Source organism: Streptomyces sp. NPDC006193 (assembly GCF_040613915.1).
Classification (GTDB): domain Bacteria; phylum Actinomycetota; class Actinomycetes; order Streptomycetales; family Streptomycetaceae; genus Streptomyces.
This window is the reverse complement of record NZ_JBEXTB010000005.1, coordinates 229,412-250,004: the sequence shown is the minus strand read 5'-3', so window position 1 is coordinate 250,004 and position 20,593 is coordinate 229,412. Positions and strand designations below refer to the sequence as shown.

The window sequence follows — 20,593 nt, the reverse complement described above, 5'->3', positions numbered from 1 at the left end:
GTGTGGTGGTCCTGTCCGTCCCGGTGACCTGTTCGTGACCTTGACCGCCCACCGGTGCGGACCGCGCAGCACCTGGAGGTACCTGCCGTGTCGTCCCTGCCCGTCGTCCTGTCGGCCGCCGGCGCGTCTCCGTCCCCGGCCCCGTCCCCGTCCGGCTCCACGGCCCCGGCCGTGCCGTCGCTCCAGGACGCCCAGGAGAGCGCGACGAACGCGGCGAGCTGGGTCGAGCGCAACTGGTCGACCTGGCTCGCGATGGGGCTGCAGATCCTGCTGATCCTGGTGATCGCGGTGGCGCTGCGGGCGGTGGTGCGGCGGGCGATCACCAAGCTGATCGACCGGATGAACCGCACCGTGCAGGCCGTGGACGGCACCGCGCTGGGCGGGCTGCTGGTCAACGCCGAGCGGCGGCGGCAGCGGGCGGCGGCGATCGGCTCGGTGCTGCGGTCGGTGGCGAGCTTCATGATCCTCGGCACGGCCGCGCTGATGGTGCTCTCCACCTTCAAGATCAACCTGGCGCCGCTGCTGGCGTCCGCGGGCGTCGCGGGCGTGGCGATCGGTTTCGGCGCGCGGAACCTGGTCACGGACTTCCTCTCCGGCGTGTTCATGATCCTGGAGGACCAGTACGGGGTCGGTGACGTCATCGACGCGGGCGTGGCCACCGGAGAGGTGATCGAGGTCGGGCTGCGCGTGACGAAGCTGCGCGGCGACGGCGGCGAGATCTGGTACGTCCGCAACGGCGAGGTCAAGCGGATCGGCAACCTGTCGCAGGGCTGGGCGACGGCCGGGGTCGACGTGACCGTGAAGGCCGACGAGGACCTGGACCGGGTCAAGGCCACGCTGGACGAGGTCGCCGAGAAGATGAGCAAGGAGGAGCCCTGGAACGAGCTGCTCTGGGGGCCGGTCGAGGTGCTCGGCCTGGACTCCGTGCTGCTCGACTCCATGGTGGTCCGCGTCTCGGCGAAGACCATGCCGGGCAAGTCGGTGACCGTGGAGCGGGAGCTTCGCTGGCGCATCAAGCGGGCGTTCGACGCGGCGAGCATCCGCATCGTGGGCGGGGCGACGGCCGTCGAGGACCAGGAAGGCGCCTCCGACCCGGCGGCGGCGGTCGCACCGCCCTCGGTCTACGCCAACGCCGACTCGCCCCAGGCCGCCGCGACGGCGCCGATCACCCCCCAGCGCCCGGCGCCGTCGGGGAAGTAGCGCCCCGGCGCCCCTGGGCGCACCCCGGCCGCCGGAGACCGAGCGGACGCCCCCGGCCCGACGACGGCGCCCCACCGCCCCCGGTGCCCGCGGACGCGGACGCACCGCAAGCCGCGGCGGACCGGCGCCCGTCCGCGACGGCAGCACCCCCGGCGGCCGTCGAGGCCGAGCGAGGCGTCGGCCCGTCCGGGTCGGGGCCCCCGCGGCGGACCGGGGCCGCGAGAGCAGACCCGGGACCACGGAACCGCAGACCCGAGCCGCGAGCAGACCCGGAACCGCAGACCCGAGCCGCGAGAGCGGGCCCGGGAAGGGGCGGGCCGGAACCGCGGTAAGGGGGGCTCGGAGCTGCGACGGCTCGTACGCGGCCGGTGCCGCCCGGATACAGATGTTCTTCACACGAGCCCCGCGTTCCCTCCTCGTCCGGTGATCGTTTAGGGTCGCCTCCACATCGGGTCCTTGCTCTGGAGCGCGACGCCGCCCGGGGACCCGTTCGAAGGTGGGGAAACATGCGAAAGCTCGCCATAGGCACCGCCGTGTGCGGTGCCCTGGCCCTGGCCGGCCTGGCCGCGCCCGCCGCCTCCGCGGCCGGCACGCCGGACCTGACGTTCTCCGGCGTGACCGTGAACAAGGGCAAGCCGATCGTGGCCGGCACCACCAAGGCGGTCACCGTCCCGGTGTCGTACACCCTGACCCGGCCGAAGGACCTGGTCGTCGACCAGGAGAAGAACGTCCAGGCGGTGATCCTGTACCGGGGGACCCTGAAGTCGGTCGACAACGACCTCGGCCCGGCCGAACCGCCCGTCTGCACGGTCGTCGCCACGACCGGCGCCAAGGTCACCGAGAGCTGCACCGAGCGGATCGTCGTGACTCCGGAGGAGTCGCTGTTCGAGGCAGCCGACGCCACCACCTGGAAGGCCGCGGGCATCTTCGCCCACAGCGACGGCACCGTCTCCGACGACTACCTGCACAGCGAGAACGACGTGACGGCGTGGGGCAGCCTCGCCTCGGTGCAGGTCAAGCGCGCCGCCCGGCTGACCGTCGACGCCACCCCGGAACCCGCCGTCAAGGGCCGGACGCTCACCGTCAAGGGCAAGCTGAGCCGGGCCGACTGGCAGACCGGCTCGTACAGCGGCTACCGCGACCGGGCGGTCGTCCTGCAGTTCAAGGCGGACGGCGGCTCGTACGCGAACGTCAAGACGATCACCTCCGGCACCGGGGGCGCCCTGTCCACCACGGTGAAGGCGACCAAGAGCGGCACCTACCGCTTCGTCTTCAGCGGCACGGCCACCACGGGCGCGAAGACGTCCGCCGGTGACCATGTGACGGTCCGGTAGCCGTCCGCCGCCCCTGCGCGACCGCGCCCCCGAGGCAACGACTCCGTTCGCCTCGGGGGCGCTGTCTTATTGACGCCTCCGTCCCGCCGGGCTTAGGTTCCTCCCACTCCGATAGGAAAGTTTCCTAACAGGGGTCTCCGTAGCCTGCGGCCGGCACTGGACGTCCCGCCCGGGTCACTGAGAAGCTGGGCGGCTGGAGAGGCAGGTGTCGACCCCCATGGCAGGAACCGCCGGTACGCCGGGCACCCCGCGCGTCCTGCGCGCCATGAACGACCGCGCCGCCCTGGACCTGCTGCTGGAGCACGGGCCGCTGTCGCGCACCCGGATCGGCAGGCTCACCGGCCTGTCCAAGCCCACCGCCTCCCAGCTGCTGGCCCGCCTGGAGGCGGCCGGACTGGTACGGGCCACCGGCACCAGCGAGGGCCGGCCGGGCCCCAACGCCCAGCTGTACGCGCTCGAGCCCACCGCCGCCTACGCCGCCGGGCTCGACGTCACCCCCGAGCGCATCCGGGCCGCCGTCGCCGACATCACCGGCCGCACGGCAGGCGAGTACGAGCTGCGCACGCCCGGCCGCCGGTCCTCTCCCCGGGCCTCCTCCACCCGGCGGGCCGGCGCCCCCTCACCGGTCGTCCAGCAGGTCACCGATGCCCTCGACGGCGCCGTCAAGGCCGCCGGGCTCGCCCGGTCCGACGTGCACCGGCTGGTCATCGGCACCCCCGGCGCCTTCGACCCGAACACCGGGCGGCTGCGCTACGCCTCCCACCTGCCCGGCTGGCACTCCCCCACGCTGCTCGACGAACTCGCGGCCGCCCTGCCGATGCCGGTCGAGTACGAGAACGACGTCAACCTCGTCGCCCTCGCCGAACAGCGGCTCGGCGCGGCCCGCGGCCACGAGGACTTCGTGCTGCTGTGGAACGAGGAGGGCCTCGGCGCCGCCCTGGTCCTCGGCGGCCGGCTGCACCGCGGCTGGACCGGCGGCGCCGGCGAGGTCGGCTTCCTGCCGGTGCCGGGCGCGCCCCTGGTGCGCCAGGTGACCAAGGCCAACAGCGGCGGCTACCAGGCGCTGGCCGGCTCCCAGGCGGTGCCGGAACTGGCCCGTGAACTCGGCGTCCCCGACGTGCCGTCGGGGCCGTACGCGGAGGCCGCCGCCACGCTCGTCGCCCGCGCCGCCGAGCACGCGGGCGGTCCCGGCGGCGGCGCGCACCGCGAGCTGCTGCGGACCTATGCGACCCGGCTGGCCACCGGTCTCGCCTCGCTCGTCTCCGTCCTCGACCCCGAACTCGTCGTCCTCAGCGGCTCCGTCCTGACGGCGGGCGGCGAGGTGCTGCGCGGCCTCGTCCAGGCCGAGCTGGAGGAACTGGCCGCGGCCCGGCCCCGGCTGGTCCTCGGCGACGTCCGCACCCACCCGGTCCTGCGCGGCGCGCTGGAGTCCGCGCTCGCCGCCACCCGCGACGAGGTCTTCGACACCTCGCGCTGAGCGCCCCCTCTTCCCGATCCAGTCCCCCGATCCCGTCCCCCTGGGAGACCCCGCCATGCCCACAGCCCCACCCGAAGCCGCCCGAGAAGCGGCTTTCGCCCTGGCGCGTCCGCCGTTCTCCTCACCGCCGCGTGCACCGGCCAGTCCGGCTCCGGCGCCTCGGACGACCCGTCGGAGAACACCACGATCACCTTCCGGCACGCCTGGAGCGCCCCGAACGAGGTGAAGGCCGTCAGGTCGCTGGTCGCCGGCTTCGAGAAGGCGCACCCCGCCATCCACGTGAAGGTCGTCGGCGACATGACCGACGACAAGCCTCCGAGAACCCCGGCGCCTGGACCCTGTCCTACGGCCCGGAGTCCTTCAAGGGCGCCCACCACACCGACCGGAACCTCACCATGGCGGCGACCGTGCCGGTCATGGCCCCCGTGATCCTCGTGTTCCTCTTCGCCCAGAAAGCGTTCGTCGAGGGCGTCACCCTCACCGGAGTAAAGGGTTGAACTGGCTGTGAAACTCACCGTGGTCGGCGGCGGCTCGACCTACACGCCCGAACTCGTCGACGGTTTCGCCCGCCTGCGCGACACCCTGCCCGTCGAAGAACTCGTCCTCGTGGACCCGGCGGCCGACCGCCTGGAGCGGGTCGGCGGCCTGGCCCGCCGCATCCTCGCCAGACAGGGCCACGGCGGCCGCGTCGTCACCACGTCCGACCTGGACGCGGCGGTCGACGGCGCCGACGCGGTGCTGCTGCAACTGCGCGTCGGCGGGCAGGCGGCCCGGGAACAGGACGAGACGTGGCCGCTGGAGTGCGGCTGCGTCGGCCAGGAGACCACCGGCGCCGGCGGTCTCGCCAAGGCCCTGCGCACCGTCCCGGTGGTGCTGGACATCGCCGAACGGGTCCGCCGCGCCAGCCCCCGTGCCTGGATCGTCGACTTCACCAACCCGGTCGGCATCGTCACCCGCGCCCTGCTCCAGGCCGGGCACCGGGCGGTCGGCCTGTGCAACGTGGCGATCGGCCTGCAGCGGAAGTTCGCGGCGCTGCTCGGCGCGGACCCCACGCAGGTGCATCTGGACCATGTGGGCCTGAACCACCTCACCTGGGAGACAGGTGTGCGCATGGGCGGTCCGGAGGGTGCGAACGTCCTGCCGGAGCTCCTGGCCGCACACGGCGAGGCGATCGCCGGCGACCTGCGTCTGCCCCGCCCTCTCCTGGACCGCCTGGGCGCCGTGCCCTCCTACTACCTGCGCTACTACTACGCGCACGACGAGGTCGTCCGGGAACTGCGCGGCAAGCCCTCGCGGGCCGCCGAGGTGGCCGCCCTGGAACGGCGGCTGCTGGCGATGTACGGCGACCCGGCCCTGGACGAGAAGCCGGCCCTGCTCGCCCGGCGGGGCGGCGCCTACTACTCGGAGGCGGCCGTGGACCTGGCGGCGGCCCTGCTGGGCGGGGCGGGCAGCCCCTACCAGGTGGTCAACACCCTCAACAAGGGCGCCCTGCCCTTCCTGCCCGCCGACGCGGTGATCGAGGTGCAGGCGGCGGTCGGCCCCGCGGGCCCGGCCCCGCTGCCGGTCCCGGACCTGGACCCCCTGTTCGCGGGACTGATCGCACAGGTGACGGCGTACGAGGAGCTGGCGCTGGACGCGGCGCTGCGCGGCGGCCGGGACCGTGTCTTCCGCGCGCTGCTGGCACACCCGCTGATCGGCCAGTACGCGTACGCCGAAACCCTCACCGACCTACTCGTCGCACACAACCGGGAGCACCTGGCGTGGGCCTGACCGCACCCCGGACCCCGACGGTCCTCGCCGTCGACGCGGGCAACAGCAAGACCGACGTGGCCGTGGTCACCGCCGCCGGCGACGTGCTGGCCACGGCCCGCGGCGGCGGCTTCCGACCGCCCGCGGTGGGGGTGGCCGCGGCGCTGGACGCGCTGGCGGAGCCGGTCGCCCGGGCGTTCGCGGACGCCGGGGTCGCCTCGGTGACCCAGGTGTCGGCCTGCCTGGCCAACGCCGACCTGCCGGTGGAGGAGGAGCGGCTGGCGGCCGCGCTGCGCGAGCGCGGCTGGGGCGCGTCGGTGGAGGTCCGCAACGACACCTTCGCGATCCTCCGCGCGGGCGTCGCCGAACCCCGCGGCGTGGCCGTGGTGTGCGGCGCGGGCATCAACTGCGTGGGCATGCGCCCCGACGGCCGCACCGCCCGCTTCCCGGCCGTCGGCCGGATCTCCGGTGACTGGGGCGGCGGCTTCGGGCTGGCCGAGGAAGCCCTGTGGCACGCGGCCCGCGCCGAGGACGGCAGGGGCGGGCCGACCGCCCTGGCCCGCACCCTGCCCGCGCACTTCGGCCTGCCGAGCATGTACGCCCTCATCGAGGCCCTGCACCTGGGGCACCTCGGGCAGGACCGCCGCCACGAGCTGACGCCGGTGCTGTTCGCCACGGCGGCGGACGGCGATCCGGTGGCCCGCTCGATCGTCACCCGGCTCGCCGAGGAGATCGCGGTGATGGCCGCGGTCGCCCTGACCCGCCTGGACCTGCTCGCCGAGGAGACGCCGGTGCTGCTGGGCGGCGGCGTCCTCACCGCGGGCCACGTCCAGCTCGACGACGCCGTCCGCGGCCTCCTGGCGGTCCGCGCCCCCAAGGCCGTCCCCCGGGTCGTCACGGCCAGCCCGGTCCTGGGCGCGGCCCTGCTGGGGCTGGACCGGCTGGGGGCGGGGGACGCGGCGCGGCAGCGGGTGCGGCGGCACTGGGAACCGCCCGCGCCGCCCGCCGCCTGACCGTGCCGCAGGGGAACCGATCCCCCGTCACCAGCGTGTTCCTGTCTGGGGGGTGGTGCGCGCGGCCGGCACGCGCCCCCGCACACTGCGATCGGATCAAGATCGGTCGAAGGCCGGTGCGGATGCCGGGCCGTGCGGTGATACTGAGCGGCGTACGGATGGCCATGGGGGAGGTCGAGTGACACAACCGCCGAGGAGCAGCCCGGCGCCGCCGCCGGCCGCGTCCGTCGCGCCCGCCGGTGCGCCGGGCGCACCCGGCGTCCCCGCCCGGCCCGGTGGCCCGGACCTGCCCGCGGCCGTGCCGGCGGCGCCGCCCGCGCGGCGGACCGCGTTCGCCGAGGGCGTCGACCGGGTGCGGGCCGCCGCGACGACCGAACCGGGGCGGCTGCGGATCGTCGGCGCCGTGCTGGCGCTGCTGGTCGTCTCGTTCGGGGCGGTCACCGCCTGGCAGACCGGCGCGCGCTCGGCCGCCGCCGACGACGTGCTGCACCGCAGCCAGCCGCTCAGTTCCGGCGCGGCCGGCATCTACCGGTCGCTGGCCGACGCGAACACCGCGGCGTCCAGCGGTTTCCTGGCGGGCGGGCAGGAGACCGCCGCCCTGCGGGACCGGTACGAGAAGGACATCCGCAGCGCGGCCGCGGGGCTCGTCACCGCCGCCGCCAACGCCGAGCCGGGCTCGGCCTCCGAGGCGGCCATCGCCCGGCTGAACCGGCTGCTGCCCGAGTACAAGGGCCTGGTCGAGCGGGCCCGGACGTACAACCGGCTGGGGTATCCGGTGGGCGGCGCCTACCTGCGCTACGCCGACGAGAAGATGCAGCGGCAGATGCTCCCGGCCGCGGAGGACCTCTACACCACGGAGAACCGGCGGCTCGCCGCCGACTACGGGGAGGCGACGCCGTACCCGTGGGCGGCGATCGCGCTCGGCGTGCTCGCCCTCGCCGTGCTCGGCTGGGCCCAGCACCGGGAGTACCGGCGCACCAACCGCGTCCTCAACCCCGGCCTGGTCGCCGCCTCGGCCGCGGCCGCCGTCGCCCTGCTGTGGCTGGTGGTGGGGCACGCGGTCGCGCGGTCGGGGCTCGACGGCTCGTACGAGCACGGCGTCCGCTCGCTCAACGTGCTGCACGACGCCCGGATCGCGTCCCTGAAGGCGCGGGGCAACGAGAACCTGAGCCTGGTGGCGCGCGGCGCGGAGACCGTCGTGGTCGGCGGCACGGCGTACGACATCTACTACCGCGACTTCGACCGGGACATGGCCCGGCTCGGCAAGAAGCTGGCGGCGGCGGCGCAGCTCGCCGACGACCGGCGGGGCAGCACGCCGGTCGAGGCGGCCGAGGACGACATGGCGGTGTGGCAGCGGCGCCACGCGGCCGCGCGCACCGAGGACGAGAACGGCAACTACCAGCAGGCGCTGGACAAGGTGATCGGCGCGAAGGGCGCGACCGGCGAGTGCTTCGACAGCGTCGACCGCAACCTCGCCCGGGCCATCGACCACGAGCGGGCGCAGTTCCGGCAGGCTGCCGGTGGCGGCCGGGACGCCATGACCGGGCTGCCGGCCGGCGCCGCCGTCCTGGCGGTGCTGGGCGCGGCCGGTGCGGTCGCCGGCATCGGACGCAGGCTTTCGGAGTACCGGTGACAGGAGGCGGGGCGATGTACGGGAGCCGCGCACGGGCCTTGCTGCGGGGCTGGGGCGGGGTCGCCGCGATGGCGGTGCTGTGCGTGCTGGCGCTGGCGTTCGCCCTGCTGCTGCCGTGCACCCAGGCGCCGCAGCCGGGCCGGGCCGGACAGCGGGCCGCCGCCGGCAGCCAGGCGGCCGGCGACGGCTGCCGCGACGCGGACGCGCACCGGCGCACGCTCGCGCCGTCCGGCGCGGACGGTCCGGCGATCGAGGCCATCAAGGCCCGTACGGGCGCCAAGCGCAAGCTGGTCGTGGGCGTCGACCAGAACAGCTACCGCTGGGGCTACCGCAACCCGAACACGAAGGGCGCGGAGCTGGAGGGCTTCGACATCGACCTCGTGCACCGGATCGCGCAGGACATCCTCGGCGACCCGGACGCGGTGCAGTTCAAGGCGATCCCGACCAGCCGGCGCATCCCGGCGATCGAGGACGGGCGGGTGGACATGGTCGTGCGGACCATGACGATCACCTGTGACCGGCTGCGGCACGTCGCGTTCTCCGCGCCCTACTTCCGCACCGGTCAGCAGGTGCTGGCGCCCAAGTCGTCGCCCGTCACCGGCTACGACGGCTCCCTCGCCGGCAAGAGGGTCTGCACGGCGGCCGGTTCGACGGCGTACGCCAAGCTGGCCGCCGACCGGAAGGCGGGCCGGCTGCCCGCCTCCACGGACCTGTCCACCACCGTCCCGAACCAGCTCGACTGCCTGGTCCGGCTGCAACTCGGCGAGGTGGACGCCGTGGTGACCGACGGCGCGCTCGCCGCGAGCCAGGCCGCCCAGGACCCGGCCGTCGAACTGAAGGGCGAGGCGTTCACCACGGAGTACTACGGCGTGGCGATGAAGAAGGGCGCCACCGATCTGGTACGCCGGGTCAACCGGGTCCTGGTGGACTACCGCGCGAACGGCTGGCAGGAGTCGTACGACACCTGGCTGTCGGCGACACTGGGGAAGGACCCGGCCGCCTCGAAGCCGGCCGCACCGCAGTACCTGCACGCCAGTTGAGCCGCACCGACCGGAACCGACAGCAAGCGAGAGGTGATCGATGGGCGTCACGGACCCCGCCGGGCCGGTGATGGACCGGGACGAGGTGGACCGTGCGCTGGCGCGGCTCGGCCAGGAGCACGAGGCGATCGAGACCTCGCTGCTGGCCCTGCAGGACCACGCGGGCCGCAGACTCCTCGAGGGCGCCGAGCTGACCGGGGTCACCAAGGAGCGCTGGCAGGCCACGGAGGCGCGGATCACCCTCCTGTGGTCGTACTTCGACGCCTACACGGCGGCGTTGCGCGGCGCCCGCGAGATCCGCGCCCGGCGCCGCTGGTCCAGCCGTGAGGACCTGGCGGAGCTGACGGAGCTGCTGCGCGGCGAGTCCGTGACCGTGCCGGGGGGCGGGAGCGGCCGGCTCAGCGAGACGTTCTCGCTGTCGGCGCTGGTGGAGCGGATGAACGAGCTGTACGCGACCAGCCTGGACATGATCGTCGCCGCCGACGCGGTCTGGTCGGCGCTGCCCGCGCGGATCGATCTGCTCGCCGCGGAGCTCCAGCGCACCCGGGGCCTCGCGCACTCCGTCGGCGTGCGCCCCGGCGAGCACCCGGCCGGCGACGACCTGGAGCGGATCACGCGCACGCTGACCAGGCTGCGCGAGGACGTCGTCGCCGACCCGCTCGCCTTCTGGGTGCCGGCCGAGGGCAGTTCGGCGCCCGGCGGCGGCCGGCCCGACACGACGGTGTACGACCGCGAGGCACGGGCCCTGGAGGACGTGCGGCGGGAGATCGACGCGGTGCTGACGGTCCGTCAGGACGCGGAGGCGCGGCTGATCCGGCTGCGGGACGTGCTCTCGCGCGCCGACCGCACCCTGGCCGAGGCCCGTACCGCGCGCGGCGAGGTGCTGGCGAAGATCGCCGCGACCGAGGTGCCGGTGGTCAGCGGGCCGCCGACCGCGCTGCAGGAGCAGCTGGCGACCGCGGCCGAGTACCGCAGGCAGGCCCAGTGGCACCGGCTCTCCCCGCTGCTGGAGTCGCTGGAGCGGCAGGCGGAGGAGGAACTGCTGCGCGCCCGCGAGCAGTTGACCGCGGTCACCGCGCCGCTGGCGGTCCGCGCCGAGCTGCGCGGCCGCCTCGACGCGTACAAGGCGAAGGTCGCCCGGCACGGCCTCGCGGAGGACCCGCTGCTGACCGAGCGGTACGACGCGGCCCGCCGCATGCTGTGGAGCGCGCCCTGCGACCTGCGCGTGGCCGAGCAGGCGGTGCTGCGCTACCAGCAGGCGGCGGCCGAACTGCTCGGCGGCGCGGCCGCGCCGGAGGACCGTGAGGGGGACCAGCCATGAGTCAGCCGGGGCACACCTGCCAGCGGCCGGCCTGCGAGGGCACCTACGAGGACGTAGGCGGCGGCCTGTACTGCGACACGTGCGGCCTCGCGCCGGTCGTGTCGGTCGGGCCGGCGCCGCGGTCCGCCGTGCCCGAGCGCGGCGCGGAGCCGGGGGCGGGCCCGGTGGGCTCGCCGCCCACCGGGATCACCGGGGGCGCCGCCGGCGACAGCGGTTCCCGCAGCTCCCGTACGTCCTCGCAGTCGTCGAAGTCGCGCCGCTCGGTGTCCGGGCGGCTCTCCCGGTCCCGGTCGGGCCCGGCCGGCGGCCGCTCGGTGTCGGTGCGCAGCTCCGGCTCGTCGTCGGCGGCGTCGACGCGCGGCCGGCTCGGCGCCGGACTGGTGGCCGTGCCGCAGGTGCCGCGGCCCGACCCGCGCGCGATGGTGCTGGAGAACCCGGAGGTGCCCGAGCGCAAGCGGTTCTGCTCGCGCGCCGACTGCGGGGCGCCGGTGGGCCGGGCCCGGGGCGAGCGTCCGGGCCGCACGGAGGGTTTCTGCACCGAGTGCGGGCACCCGTACTCCTTCGTGCCCAAGCTGAGGGCCGGGGACGTCGTGCACGGCCAGTACGAGGTCGCGGGCTGCCTGGCGCACGGCGGACTCGGCTGGATCTACCTCGCCGTGGACCGCGCCGTCTCCGACCGGTGGGTGGTGCTCAAGGGCCTGCTGGACACCGGCGACCAGGACGCGATGGCCGCGGCGATCTCCGAGCGGCGCTTCCTCGCCGAGATCGAGCACGCCAACATCGTGCGCATCTACAACTTCGTGGAGCACCTGGACCAGCGCACCGGCTCCCTCGACGGCTACATCGTCATGGAGTACGTCGGCGGCAAGTCGCTGAAGGAGATCGCCAACGCCCGCCGCGCCCCCGACGGCCGCCGCGACCCGCTGCCGGTGGAGCAGGCCTGCGCGTACGGCATCGAGGCGCTGGAGGCGCTCGGCCACCTGCACAGCCGCAACCTGCTGTACTGCGACTTCAAGGTCGACAACGCCATCCAGACCGAGGACCAGCTCAAGCTGATCGACATGGGCGCGGTGCGCCGCATGGACGACCTCGAGTCGGCGATCTACGGCACGGTCGGCTACCAGGCCCCGGAGGTCGCCGAGGTCGGCCCGTCGGTGGCCAGCGACCTGTACACGGTGGGCCGTACGCTCGCCGTCCTCACGTTCGACTTCCACGGTTACACGAACGTCTACGCGGACCGTCTGCCGGACCCGGACGGCATCGAGGTGTTCCGCCGGTACGAGTCCTTCTACCGCCTGCTGGTCCGGGCCACCGACCCCGACCCGGCCCGCCGCTTCGCCTCCGCACAGGAGATGGCGGAGCAGCTGACGGGCGTGCTGCGGGAGGTCGTGTCGCTGCAGACCGGGCAGGCACGGCCGGCGCTGTCGACCCTGTTCGGGCCGGAGGTGAAGGTCACGGACACCGAGGTGTTCCCGCGCCTGGACGGGGACGTGTCCCGGCTGGGGGCGCGGGAGGTGCGCGGCCGCAGGCGCGGCGCCACCGCCCCGGCCGCCCCGGCGCCCGCCGCGCCCGGCCGCCTCGTGCCCGCCCCGGCCGCGGCGGCACCTGCGGTGGCGGTGGCGGGTCCTTCCGCGCCCGCCGCGCCGGCGGCCCCCGGGCCGCACCCGTCCGGCCCGGCGGTCCCGGACCCGTCCGCCGCGGTCAGGCCCGTCGACACCCCGGCCGCCGCGCTGGCCCTCCCCGTCCCGCTGGTCGACGCCGGCGACCCCGGCGCCGGATTCCTGGCCGGCCTCATGACCTCCGCGCCGGCCGAGCTGATCGGCGCCCTGGCCGCCGCGCCCGCGCAGACCGTCGAGACCCGGCTGCGGCTGATCCGCGCCCGGCTGGAGAGCGGCGACCACCACACCGCCCTGCGGTCCCTGGCCGAGCTGGACCGGGAGCGGCCCGACGACTGGCGGGTGGTGTGGTACCGGGGCGTGGCCGCCCTGGTCACCGGCGACTTCGAGGGCGCCGCGCTCGCCTTCGACGCGATATACGACGCCTTCCCCGGCGAGGCCGCGCCCAAGCTGGCGCTCGGCCTGTGCGCGGAGGTGCTGGGGCAGCTGGACAACGCCGCCGAGTACTACCGCCTGGTGTGGGCGACCGACCCCGGTCATGTGAGCGCCGCGTTCGGCCTGGCCCGGGTGCGGTTCGCGGCCGGGGACCGGCACGGCGCGGTCCGGACGCTGGAGTCGGTGCCGGAGTCCTCCATCCACTACACGGCCGCCCGGGTCGCCGCCGTCCGGGCCCGGCTGAGACAGCGCGCGGCGAGCGCCGGTGACGTACCGTTCCTGGACGACCTGACGGCCGCCGCCGGGCAGGTCGAGGCACTGAGGGCGTACGGTCTGGATTCCGCCCGGCGCGAGCAGTTGTCGGCGGAGGTGCTCGGCTGCGCGCTGGACTGGATACTCTCCGGGGGTCAGGGCGCCGGGTCCGCCGCCGGGGGCCGGGTGCTGCTGGGCAGCGGTCTGGACGAGCGGGGACTCCGCTTCGGACTGGAACGCGCCTACCGCGCGCTGGCCCGGCTGGCGGCCGGCGGCGAGGAGAGGATCGAACTGGTGGAACGGGCCAACCGTTACCGCCCCCGGACGTGGGTGTAGCCGATGTCGCAGATGCCCCAGCAGGCCGCACTGTCCCAGTGCCCGAGCTGCGCGGAGCCCGTCGAGTCGGGTGACCGGTACTGCGGTGCGTGCGGATACGACCTTTCGGTGGTGTCCGCCCCGCCGCAGGACCATCCGACCCTCACCATGACCGGCTCCGCCCCGCCCGGGGAGGACGTGGCCTGGCCCGCCCCCGAGCCGGCCGGCTCCGGCGCCCCGCCGGAGGCGCACCTGCCGGCCGACCTGCCCGGCACCGACTCGGGCGGCAGACCGCTGACCGGGCACGAGCACGGCGCCGAGCAGCCCGCCGGTTCCGGCGTGCGCTTCGACCGGCCGCAGGAGCCCGACGAGTACCCGCTGCAGGCGCCGGACCCGCGCCTGGCCGCCGGCGCCGCCGCACCGCCCGATCCGGCGCAGGTGTGCGTGGCCTGCCGGGCGGGCCGGGTGGACGGCGACGGCTACTGCGAGAACTGCGGGCACGCCCAGCCCCGCGAACGCGACCACGTGGAGCGGGAGTCGGGACCGGTCGCCGCGGTCAGCGACCGCGGGCTGCGCCACCACCGCAACGAGGACGCCTTCGCCGTCGGCCACACCGCGCTGCCGGACGGCAGCCCGGTGGCGCTGGCGGTCGTCTGCGACGGCGTGTCCTCCGCGACCCGGCCCGACGACGCCTCCCTGGCCGCCTCCCGGGCGGCCGGTGACACGCTGCTGGCCGCCCTGCCGCGCGGCGCCCACCCGCAGCAGGCGATGCACGAGGCGATCGTCGCCGCGGCCCGTGCCGTGGACGCGCTCGCCGAGGAGCCCGCCACGGCCCGCGAGCACTCCCCGCATCAGAACGCGCCGGCCTGCACGATCGTCGGCGCGGTGGTCACCTCCGGGCTGCTGGTCGTCGGCTGGGTCGGCGACAGCCGCGTCTACTGGGTGCCCGACGACCGCGGCGCCCCGCCCGCCCGGCTGACCGAGGACGACTCCTGGGCCGCGCAGATGGTCGCCGCCGGCCTGATGAGCGAGGCCGAGGCGTACGCCGACGAGCGCGCGCACGCGATCACCGGCTGGCTCGGCGCGGACGCCTACGAACTGGAGCCGCACACCGCGTCCTTCGAGCCGGACCGGCCCGGCACCGTGGTGGTGTGCACCGACGGACTGTGGAACTACGCCGAGACGGCCGAGGAGATGGCCGAGCTCGTCACCCCGGACGCGGCGGTCCGCACGCTGCACTGCGCCCGGGTGCTGGTCGGTCACGCGCTGGACGGCGGCGGCCACGACAACGTAACAGTGGCGGTCCTGCCGTTCCCCGCGCCGCCCCAGGGGGCAGGATCGGCCTGAGGCCGTACGCGACGGGGGGCCTCGGCGGGCCGGAGGGGACCGGTCCGTCCGCATGCGCCGCCTCGCGCCGCGGGGCGGCCGAGGGGGATGTGAGCCAGTATGGCCGATTTCGTGAAGCCGAACGTGCCGCGGTTCTCGGTGGACGTCTACCAGAACGAGCACCTGCCCGAGGGCGCCGGCGAGGTCAACGCCATCGTCACGGTGACGGCGACCGGGGGCGGCGCCCTCGGCGGCGCCGTCGCCGCACCGGCGCCCGGGCAGGGGCCGTCCGCCGCCGTGGCGCTCATGGTCGACTGCTCGGGCTCCATGGAGTACCCGCCGGCCAAGATGCGCAACGCCCGCGAGGCCACGGCCGCCGCGGTGGACGCCCTGCGCGACGGCACCCGTTTCGCGGTGATCGGCGGCACCCACGTGGCCCAGGAGGTCTACCCCGGCGGCGGGCGGCTCGCGGTCGCCGACGCCGTCACCCGCGGGCAGGCCAAGCAGGCGCTGCGCCGGCTGAGCGCGGGCGGCGGCACGGCCATCGGCACCTGGCTGCGGCTCGCCGACCGGCTGCTGTCCGCGGCGGACGTCACGATCCGGCACGGCATCCTGCTCACCGACGGCCGCAACGAGCACGAGTCCCCGCAGGACCTCCAGGCCACGCTGGAGGCGTGCGCCGGACGCTTCACCTGCGACGCGCGGGGTGTGGGCACCGACTGGGAAGTGAAAGAAGTCACAGGGATCGCCTCCGCGCTGCTCGGCACCGCCGACATCGTCGCCGACCCGGCCGGCCTGGCCGCCGACTTCACGCGCATGATGGAGACGGCGATGGGCAAGGAGGTCGCCGGCGTCGCCCTCAGGGTGTGGACGCCGGTCGGCGCGGCCGTCCGCTTCCTCAAGCAGGTCGCGCCCACCGTCGAGGACTTGACCGCCCGGCGCACCGAGGCCGGGCCGCGCGTCGGGGACTACCCGACCGGCTCCTGGGGCGACGAGTCCCGCGACTACCACCTGTGCGTCCAGGTCCCGCCGGCCGGGATCGGCCAGGAGATGCTCGCCGCACGGATCTCGCCGGTCGTCCCGCAACCGGACCGGTCGGTGCGGAGCCTCGGCGGGCAGGGCCTGGTACGGGCCGTGTGGACGGACGACTTGGCGACCTCGACCTCGATCGATCCCCGGGTCGCCCACTACACCGGGCAGGCCGAACTGGCACAGGCCATCCAGAAAGGGCTCGACCTTCGCAAAGCGGGCGATATCGATGGAGCAACGGCCAGACTGGGGCGCGCGGTTCAGCTCGCCAACGCCTCGGGGAACGCGGATACTGCGAAACTGCTTGCGAAGGTGGTGGACGTGGTCGACGCCGCGACAGGTACTGTGCGGTTGAAGACGAAGGTCGCAGAGGCGGACGAGATGACTCTGGAGACCCGGTCCACCAAGACTGTTCGAGTGAAGAAGTGACCCCGGAAGCGATCGCCGCGACCCGCGCGATCCGGACGGACCCTCAGGAGAAGGGGAAGCACCGACATGCCGACCTGCCCGAACGGACACCAGTCGGGTTCCGACGACTGGTGCGAGGTCTGCGGTCACCGCATGGCCGGTGCCGTGCCTCCGCCCCCGCCGCCGGCCGGCGGCGGGTACGGCTTCCCGCCGCCCGCCGGCGGTGACGGCCCCGGCGGCCCGGCCGGCGCCGGACGCCGGCACACCGCCCCCCAACCGGCCCCGGAGCCGGATCTGTGCCCGCAGTGCCGTACGCCCCGCGAGGGCGCCGCGCCGTTCTGCGAGGAGTGCCGGTGGAACTTCCTCACCAACACGGCGACCTCGTACACCCCGGCCGCGCCGTCTTCGCCGCAGCCGCGGTTCCAGCCGCCGAGCGCGACGTACGGCGGCGGTGACGGGTACGAGTACCAGGGCTCGCGGCCCTCGCGGGTGAACCGGCCCGCCGAGCCGATCCCGTCCTTCCATAGCGAGCCGTCGGGTCCGACGCCGTTCAACACCGAGCGCGCCCCGTCCGGCCCGCCGACGTCCTCCGGCCCGTCCGGCCCGTCCGGCTTCGGCGGCGACCGGCGCCCGTCCGGCCCGCCCCAGGGCTACCGCGGCGGCCAGGGCCCGGTTCCGGTCCAGAGTCAGGGCCCCGGCACGGGCGGCCCGTCCGGCTTCGGCGGCGGCCCCGGCCAGGGCCAGGGTCAGGGCCCCGGTGGACCCTCCGGCTTCGGCGGCGGTCCCGGCCAGGGCCAGGGTCAGGGCCCCGGTGGACCCTCCGGGTTCGGCGGTGGCCCCGGCCAGCGGCAGGGTCAGGGTCCCTCCGGGTTCGGCGGCGGTCCCGGCCAGGGTTCCGGCGGCCCGTCGGGTCCGTCCGGGTTCGGCGACGGCCCTGGTCAGGGCCAGGGACAGGGCCCCGGTGGACCCTCCGGGTTCGGCGGCGGCCCGCATCAGGACCGGGGGCAGGGCGGCCCGTCCGGGTTCGGCGGCGGTCCCGGCCAGGGGCAGAGTCAGGGTCCCTCCGGGTTCGGCGGCGGTCCGCGTCAGGACCAGGGGCAGGGCCACGGCGGTCCCTCCGGGTTCGGGCGGGAGTCCTCCCGGCCCGGCGGCGCGCCGCAGGCGTTCCAGCAGTCCGGCGCGTCGGCCCCGCCCGCGTTCCCGCGGGAGACCGGCCGGCCCCCGGCCGGCGGGGACGACGACTGGCTGCTGCCCCCGCCGTCCTCCAGCGACCCGGCCGGACCGGATCGGGGCCAGGGCGCCGGCGGCTACGGCTACCCGCAGCCCGGCGCCGGGCAGGCCCCGGCCGGACCGGGCGGCTTCCCGCAGGCGCCGCAGGCGCCCCAGCGGCCCGTCACCTGGACCGCGACCATCGGCCCGGACCGCGAGTACTTCATGGCGATGATGCAGCGCTCCGGCCCCGAGGCCGCGGGCCTGAACCTGCCGGCGTACTCGCCCGAGCAGCAGCGCACGCTCACCGGTGACCAGATCACCATCGGCCGCCGCCGGCACTCCACCGGCGACACCCCCGACATCGACCTGTCGGTGCCGCCGGAGGACCCGGGCGTCTCGCACCAGCACGCCGTCCTGGTGCAGCAGCCGGACGGCGGCTGGGCGGTCGTCGACCAGAACTCGACGAACGGCACCACGGTCAACATGTCGGAGGAACCGATCCAGCCGTTCGTGCCGGTCCCGCTGCAGGACGGCGACCGGGTGCACGTGGGCGCCTGGACGACGATCACCGTCCGCCGGGGCTGACGGCGGCGGTCAGGGCAGGGGCCACGCGTACGGCCCCTGCGGGTCGTCCAGCCACGCCCAGGTGCGCCCGCCGCCGACCGTGACGCCGTACCGCTCGCGGGCGGGCGCGCCCTCGCGCTCCCACAGCGCGTACGCCGCCCGCGGGTCGAGGGCGCCCCGGGTCAGCTCGGGCAGGAAGAGGAACGACTCCCGCTCGTGGGCCCCGAGCGGCAGCCCGGCCAGGCAGACGCCCCCGGGTTCCGGCCGGCCCTCGCCGCGCAGCGGCACGAAGTAGGCGGCCGTGGGCAGGAAGCGGCCCTCGGCGTGCTCGGCGTCCCGGACGGTGAGGGCGAGCAGACCGGTGGCCAGCGGCGCCAGGACGCGGGCGCCGGGGCGGCACTGGGCGAGCCAGGCACGGGGGACGGTCGGCAGCTCGCAGGTGGCGACGATCCGGTCGAAGGGGGCGCGCTCCGGCACTCCGCGCGCCCCGTCGCCGGTGACCACGACCGGGTGGAAACCGGCCTTCGCCAGGTGCTGCCGGGCCGACTCGGCGATCTCCGGCTCCAGGTCGACGGTGGTGACGAGGCCGTCGTCGCCGAGGCGGTGGGCGAGCAGGGCCGCGTTGTACCCTGTGCCGGCGCCCACCTCCAGGACCCGGTGGCCGTCCTCGACGCGCAGGGCGACCAGCATGCGGGCCATCAGCGAGGGCTGGCTGCTGGAGGAGAGCAGTTCACCGTCGCGCAGCCGGGTGGCCAGCGGCACGTCGGCGTAGGCGCCGCGCACCCAGCGTTCGCGTTCCACCGGATCGGGGCTCTCGCCCCAGCGGCGTTCGTAGCCGCCGCGTCCGGCCACGTAGTAGTAGGGCACGAACAGGTGCCGGGGCACCGCGGCGAACGCCTCCCGCCACACCGGGTCCGCCGCCCACACCCCCTCGGCGTCGATCTCCCGCACCAGCGCGGCCCGCGCCGCGTCGGCGAGGTCCTCGATCGAGGTGTCATAGGCGCCCATGGCTCCACAGTAGGGCCGCGGGGCGGGCCGGTCCTACGTCCGCAGTCCTGGGTCACCCGGTCTGAGACGATGGACGGGTGAATGAGATTCGGCGCGGCACGCTTCAGGAGCAGACCTTCTACGAGCAGGTCGGCGGGGAGGAGACCTTCCGCCGGCTCGTCCACCGTTTCTACGAGGGAGTCGCCGGGGACCCCCTCCTGCGGCCGATGTACCCGGAGGAGGACCTGGGCCCCGCAAAGGAGCGGCTGGCCCTGTTCCTGATGCAGTACTGGGGCGGCCCCACGACGTACAGCGAGAACCGCGGCCATCCCCGGCTGCGCATGCGGCACGCCCCGTTCACGGTGGACCGGGCGGCGCACGACGCGTGGCTGAAGCACATGCGGGCGGCCGTGGACGAGCTGGGGCTGTCCGAGGAGCACGAGCGGACCCTGTGGAACTACCTGACGTACGCGGCGGCGTCGATGGTGAACACTCCCGGCTGACGCGCTCCCCGGGGGTGCCGCGTCCCGCAGGGCCGGACGGCCCGCGGCGCCCCTGCGGGCGAGGCGCGGGCGGCTCAGCGCACGCTGATCCCGAAGGACCCGAGCCCCGACCGCCGCACGGCCACGGACCCGTACGGGGTGCGCAGCCGCAGCCACGCCCCCGAGGAGAACAGGCCGGCGTCCCCCGGCCCGGCGCCCGGCCGCAGGAAGCCGAGGGACTGGGCCGCGTGCACCGCGCGCACCGGCAGCCCGGTCCCCCCGACGTGCCGGGACCAGATGTCCCGCCCGATCCGGTCCAGTTCGGCGCGGGTACGCCCCTCGGGCGCCAGTTCCCCGGTGCGTGAGCGGAACTCGGCCACCGCGGCGGCCACCGTGGCCCGCAGCGCGTCCGGCGCGGGCAGCCCGGGCTCGGCCCGCCACCCCGCCCGCGGCGGCAGCACCCCGGCCCACGGCGGTCCGGTGACGGCTGCCGGGACGGCGGCGGTGGCCGCCCGCTCGTCCACGGACTCCAGCAGCTCACCGGCGGAGACGGTGACGTCGAGGGTGACGTCGAGTCCGTCCTCGTACGGCTTCGCCAGCCGCACCGCGCGGACCGCCAGCACCTCGAAGGACGGCGGCCGGCCGAAGACGGCGAGGGCCGTGCCGGCCGCCTGCAGACGCACCGCGGCTCCACGGTCGTAGTGGAGCAGCCGGGAGAGGAAGGCCGCGAGGTCCGCGGCCTCCGTCTCGTCGGCCAGGTGCAGCACCGTCATGCGGCGACGGCCTCCCCCTCGTCGCCGGCGCCCTCGGCCGCGTCCGTGTACTCCTGGAGGAACTCGCGCTCCTCCGGGGTGATCCGGCGCGGCCGCTGGGCCTCGAAGTCGAACGGGACGATGACCGTCGAGGCCCGCACGTACACGAGATCGCCGTCCTTCACCTCGTAGGCGAGGGTGAAGGACGCGGCCTTGATCTCGGTGACCCACAGCTCGACGTCCACCGGCTCGTGCCGGTGGACGAGCTGCCGCTTGTAGTCGATCTCGTGACGCGCCACCACGGACCCCTGCTTGAAGTCCTTGTCCGGGCGGAACAGGAAGTCGATACGGGCCTCCTCCAGGTAGCGGAGGAACACCACGTTGTTGACGTGCCCGTACGCGTCCATGTCCGCCCAGCGCAGCGGGCAGCGGTAGATGTGGCGCAAGA

At 75.4% G+C, this 20,593-nt stretch carries 16 protein-coding genes and 2 pseudogenes; 15 read left to right on the top strand and 3 right to left on the bottom strand.

The window, feature by feature from the left end; genetic code table 11:
- Nucleotides 1–87: 87 nt before the first annotated feature.
- The 14 genes and pseudogenes from ABZ261_RS08260 (at nt 88) to ABZ261_RS08195 (ending at nt 17,945) form a co-directional block, all read left to right on the top strand.
- Nucleotides 88–1,200 (top strand): mechanosensitive ion channel family protein, encoded by a 1,113-nt coding sequence (locus tag ABZ261_RS08260; RefSeq protein WP_356856576.1) that lies wholly within the window; start codon nt 88–90, stop codon nt 1,198–1,200.
- 506 nt (nt 1,201–1,706) lie between these two features.
- A complete protein-coding gene (locus ABZ261_RS08255; RefSeq protein ID WP_356856574.1) occupies nt 1,707–2,534 on the top strand; it encodes a hypothetical protein in 828 nt (275 codons plus the stop codon).
- A gap of 217 nt (nt 2,535–2,751) precedes the next feature.
- Nucleotides 2,752–4,011 (top strand): ROK family transcriptional regulator, encoded by a 1,260-nt coding sequence (locus ABZ261_RS08250; RefSeq protein WP_356856572.1) that lies wholly within the window; start codon nt 2,752–2,754, stop codon nt 4,009–4,011.
- A gap of 105 nt (nt 4,012–4,116) precedes the next feature.
- Nucleotides 4,117–4,323 (top strand): annotated as a pseudogene (locus ABZ261_RS08245) (ABC transporter substrate-binding protein); the annotation flags it as partial.
- Nucleotides 4,323–4,508: pseudogene (locus ABZ261_RS08240) on the top strand (carbohydrate ABC transporter permease); the annotation flags it as partial. The pseudogenes ABZ261_RS08245 and ABZ261_RS08240, both read left to right, overlap by 1 nt.
- A 7-nt stretch (nt 4,509–4,515) precedes the next feature.
- Nucleotides 4,516–5,781: a 6-phospho-beta-glucosidase gene (locus ABZ261_RS08235; protein ID WP_356856570.1), complete on the top strand. Its 1,266-nt coding sequence runs from the start codon at nt 4,516–4,518 to the stop codon at nt 5,779–5,781.
- Nucleotides 5,772–6,773, top strand: coding sequence for a BadF/BadG/BcrA/BcrD ATPase family protein (locus ABZ261_RS08230; protein WP_356856568.1), 1,002 nt, complete (start codon nt 5,772–5,774; stop codon nt 6,771–6,773). Before ABZ261_RS08235 ends, ABZ261_RS08230 begins: the two co-directional genes overlap by 10 nt.
- A 286-nt stretch (nt 6,774–7,059) precedes the next feature.
- Nucleotides 7,060–8,406 carry a hypothetical protein gene (locus tag ABZ261_RS08225; RefSeq protein ID WP_356856703.1) on the top strand — a complete coding sequence of 449 codons (1,347 nt, stop codon included), beginning with the start codon at nt 7,060–7,062 and terminating at the stop codon, nt 8,404–8,406.
- 14 nt (nt 8,407–8,420) lie between these two features.
- On the top strand, nt 8,421–9,446 hold the full coding sequence (locus ABZ261_RS08220; RefSeq protein WP_356856566.1) for a glutamate ABC transporter substrate-binding protein: 1,026 nt from the start codon (nt 8,421–8,423) through the stop codon (nt 9,444–9,446).
- Nucleotides 9,447–9,486: 40 nt separating this feature from the next.
- Nucleotides 9,487–10,767, top strand: a complete 1,281-nt coding sequence (locus ABZ261_RS08215) for a hypothetical protein (RefSeq protein ID WP_356856564.1) — start codon at nt 9,487–9,489, stop codon at nt 10,765–10,767.
- Nucleotides 10,764–13,406: a tetratricopeptide repeat protein gene (locus tag ABZ261_RS08210; RefSeq protein WP_356856562.1), complete on the top strand. Its 2,643-nt coding sequence runs from the start codon at nt 10,764–10,766 to the stop codon at nt 13,404–13,406. The genes ABZ261_RS08215 and ABZ261_RS08210 overlap by 4 nt, the downstream gene beginning before the upstream one ends.
- 3 nt (nt 13,407–13,409) lie before the next feature.
- Complete coding sequence (locus ABZ261_RS08205; protein WP_356856560.1) at nt 13,410–14,732, top strand: PP2C family serine/threonine-protein phosphatase; 1,323 nt, start codon at nt 13,410–13,412, stop codon at nt 14,730–14,732.
- Between the two features lie 99 nt (nt 14,733–14,831).
- Complete coding sequence (locus ABZ261_RS08200) at nt 14,832–16,169, top strand: VWA domain-containing protein (RefSeq protein ID WP_356856558.1); 1,338 nt, start codon at nt 14,832–14,834, stop codon at nt 16,167–16,169.
- A 66-nt stretch (nt 16,170–16,235) separates the two neighbouring features.
- Nucleotides 16,236–17,945, top strand: coding sequence for an FHA domain-containing protein (locus ABZ261_RS08195; protein WP_356856556.1), 1,710 nt, complete (start codon nt 16,236–16,238; stop codon nt 17,943–17,945).
- 9 nt (nt 17,946–17,954) lie between these two features.
- Here ABZ261_RS08195 and ABZ261_RS08190 read toward each other — a convergent pair whose 3' ends face one another.
- On the bottom strand, nt 17,955–18,932 hold the full coding sequence (locus tag ABZ261_RS08190; RefSeq protein WP_356856554.1) for a methyltransferase domain-containing protein: 978 nt from the start codon (nt 18,930–18,932) through the stop codon (nt 17,955–17,957).
- Between the two features lie 77 nt (nt 18,933–19,009).
- On the opposite strand from ABZ261_RS08190, the gene ABZ261_RS08185 reads away from it, so the two are divergent.
- A complete protein-coding gene (locus ABZ261_RS08185; RefSeq protein ID WP_356856552.1) occupies nt 19,010–19,414 on the top strand; it encodes a globin in 405 nt (134 codons plus the stop codon).
- A 74-nt stretch (nt 19,415–19,488) separates the two neighbouring features.
- Here ABZ261_RS08185 and ABZ261_RS08180 read toward each other — a convergent pair whose 3' ends face one another.
- Nucleotides 19,489–20,166 (bottom strand): hypothetical protein, encoded by a 678-nt coding sequence (locus tag ABZ261_RS08180; protein WP_356856550.1) that lies wholly within the window; start codon nt 20,164–20,166, stop codon nt 19,489–19,491.
- Nucleotides 20,163–20,591, bottom strand: coding sequence for a thioesterase family protein (locus tag ABZ261_RS08175; protein WP_356856548.1), 429 nt, complete (start codon nt 20,589–20,591; stop codon nt 20,163–20,165). The genes ABZ261_RS08180 and ABZ261_RS08175 overlap by 4 nt, the downstream gene beginning before the upstream one ends.
- Nucleotides 20,592–20,593 lie beyond the last annotated feature (2 nt).

Excerpts from the sequence above, each read along its gene's own strand:
- ABZ261_RS08255 (WP_356856574.1), top strand. The coding sequence starts at position 1,707 with ATGCGAAAGCTCGCCATAGGCACCGCCGTGTGCGGTGCCCTGGCCCTG.
- ABZ261_RS08220 (WP_356856566.1), top strand. The coding sequence starts at position 8,421 with ATGTACGGGAGCCGCGCACGGGCCTTGCTGCGGGGCTGGGGCGGGGTC.
- ABZ261_RS08215 (WP_356856564.1), top strand. The coding sequence starts at position 9,487 with ATGGGCGTCACGGACCCCGCCGGGCCGGTGATGGACCGGGACGAGGTG.
- ABZ261_RS08200 (WP_356856558.1), top strand. The coding sequence starts at position 14,832 with ATGGCCGATTTCGTGAAGCCGAACGTGCCGCGGTTCTCGGTGGACGTC.
- ABZ261_RS08250 (WP_356856572.1), top strand. The coding sequence starts at position 2,752 with ATGGCAGGAACCGCCGGTACGCCGGGCACCCCGCGCGTCCTGCGCGCC.
- ABZ261_RS08195 (WP_356856556.1), top strand. The coding sequence starts at position 16,236 with ATGCCGACCTGCCCGAACGGACACCAGTCGGGTTCCGACGACTGGTGC.
- ABZ261_RS08180 (WP_356856550.1), bottom strand. The coding sequence starts at position 20,166 with ATGACGGTGCTGCACCTGGCCGACGAGACGGAGGCCGCGGACCTCGCG.
- ABZ261_RS08205 (WP_356856560.1), top strand. The coding sequence starts at position 13,410 with ATGTCGCAGATGCCCCAGCAGGCCGCACTGTCCCAGTGCCCGAGCTGC.
- ABZ261_RS08190 (WP_356856554.1), bottom strand. The coding sequence starts at position 18,932 with ATGGGCGCCTATGACACCTCGATCGAGGACCTCGCCGACGCGGCGCGG.
- ABZ261_RS08210 (WP_356856562.1), top strand. The coding sequence starts at position 10,764 with ATGAGTCAGCCGGGGCACACCTGCCAGCGGCCGGCCTGCGAGGGCACC.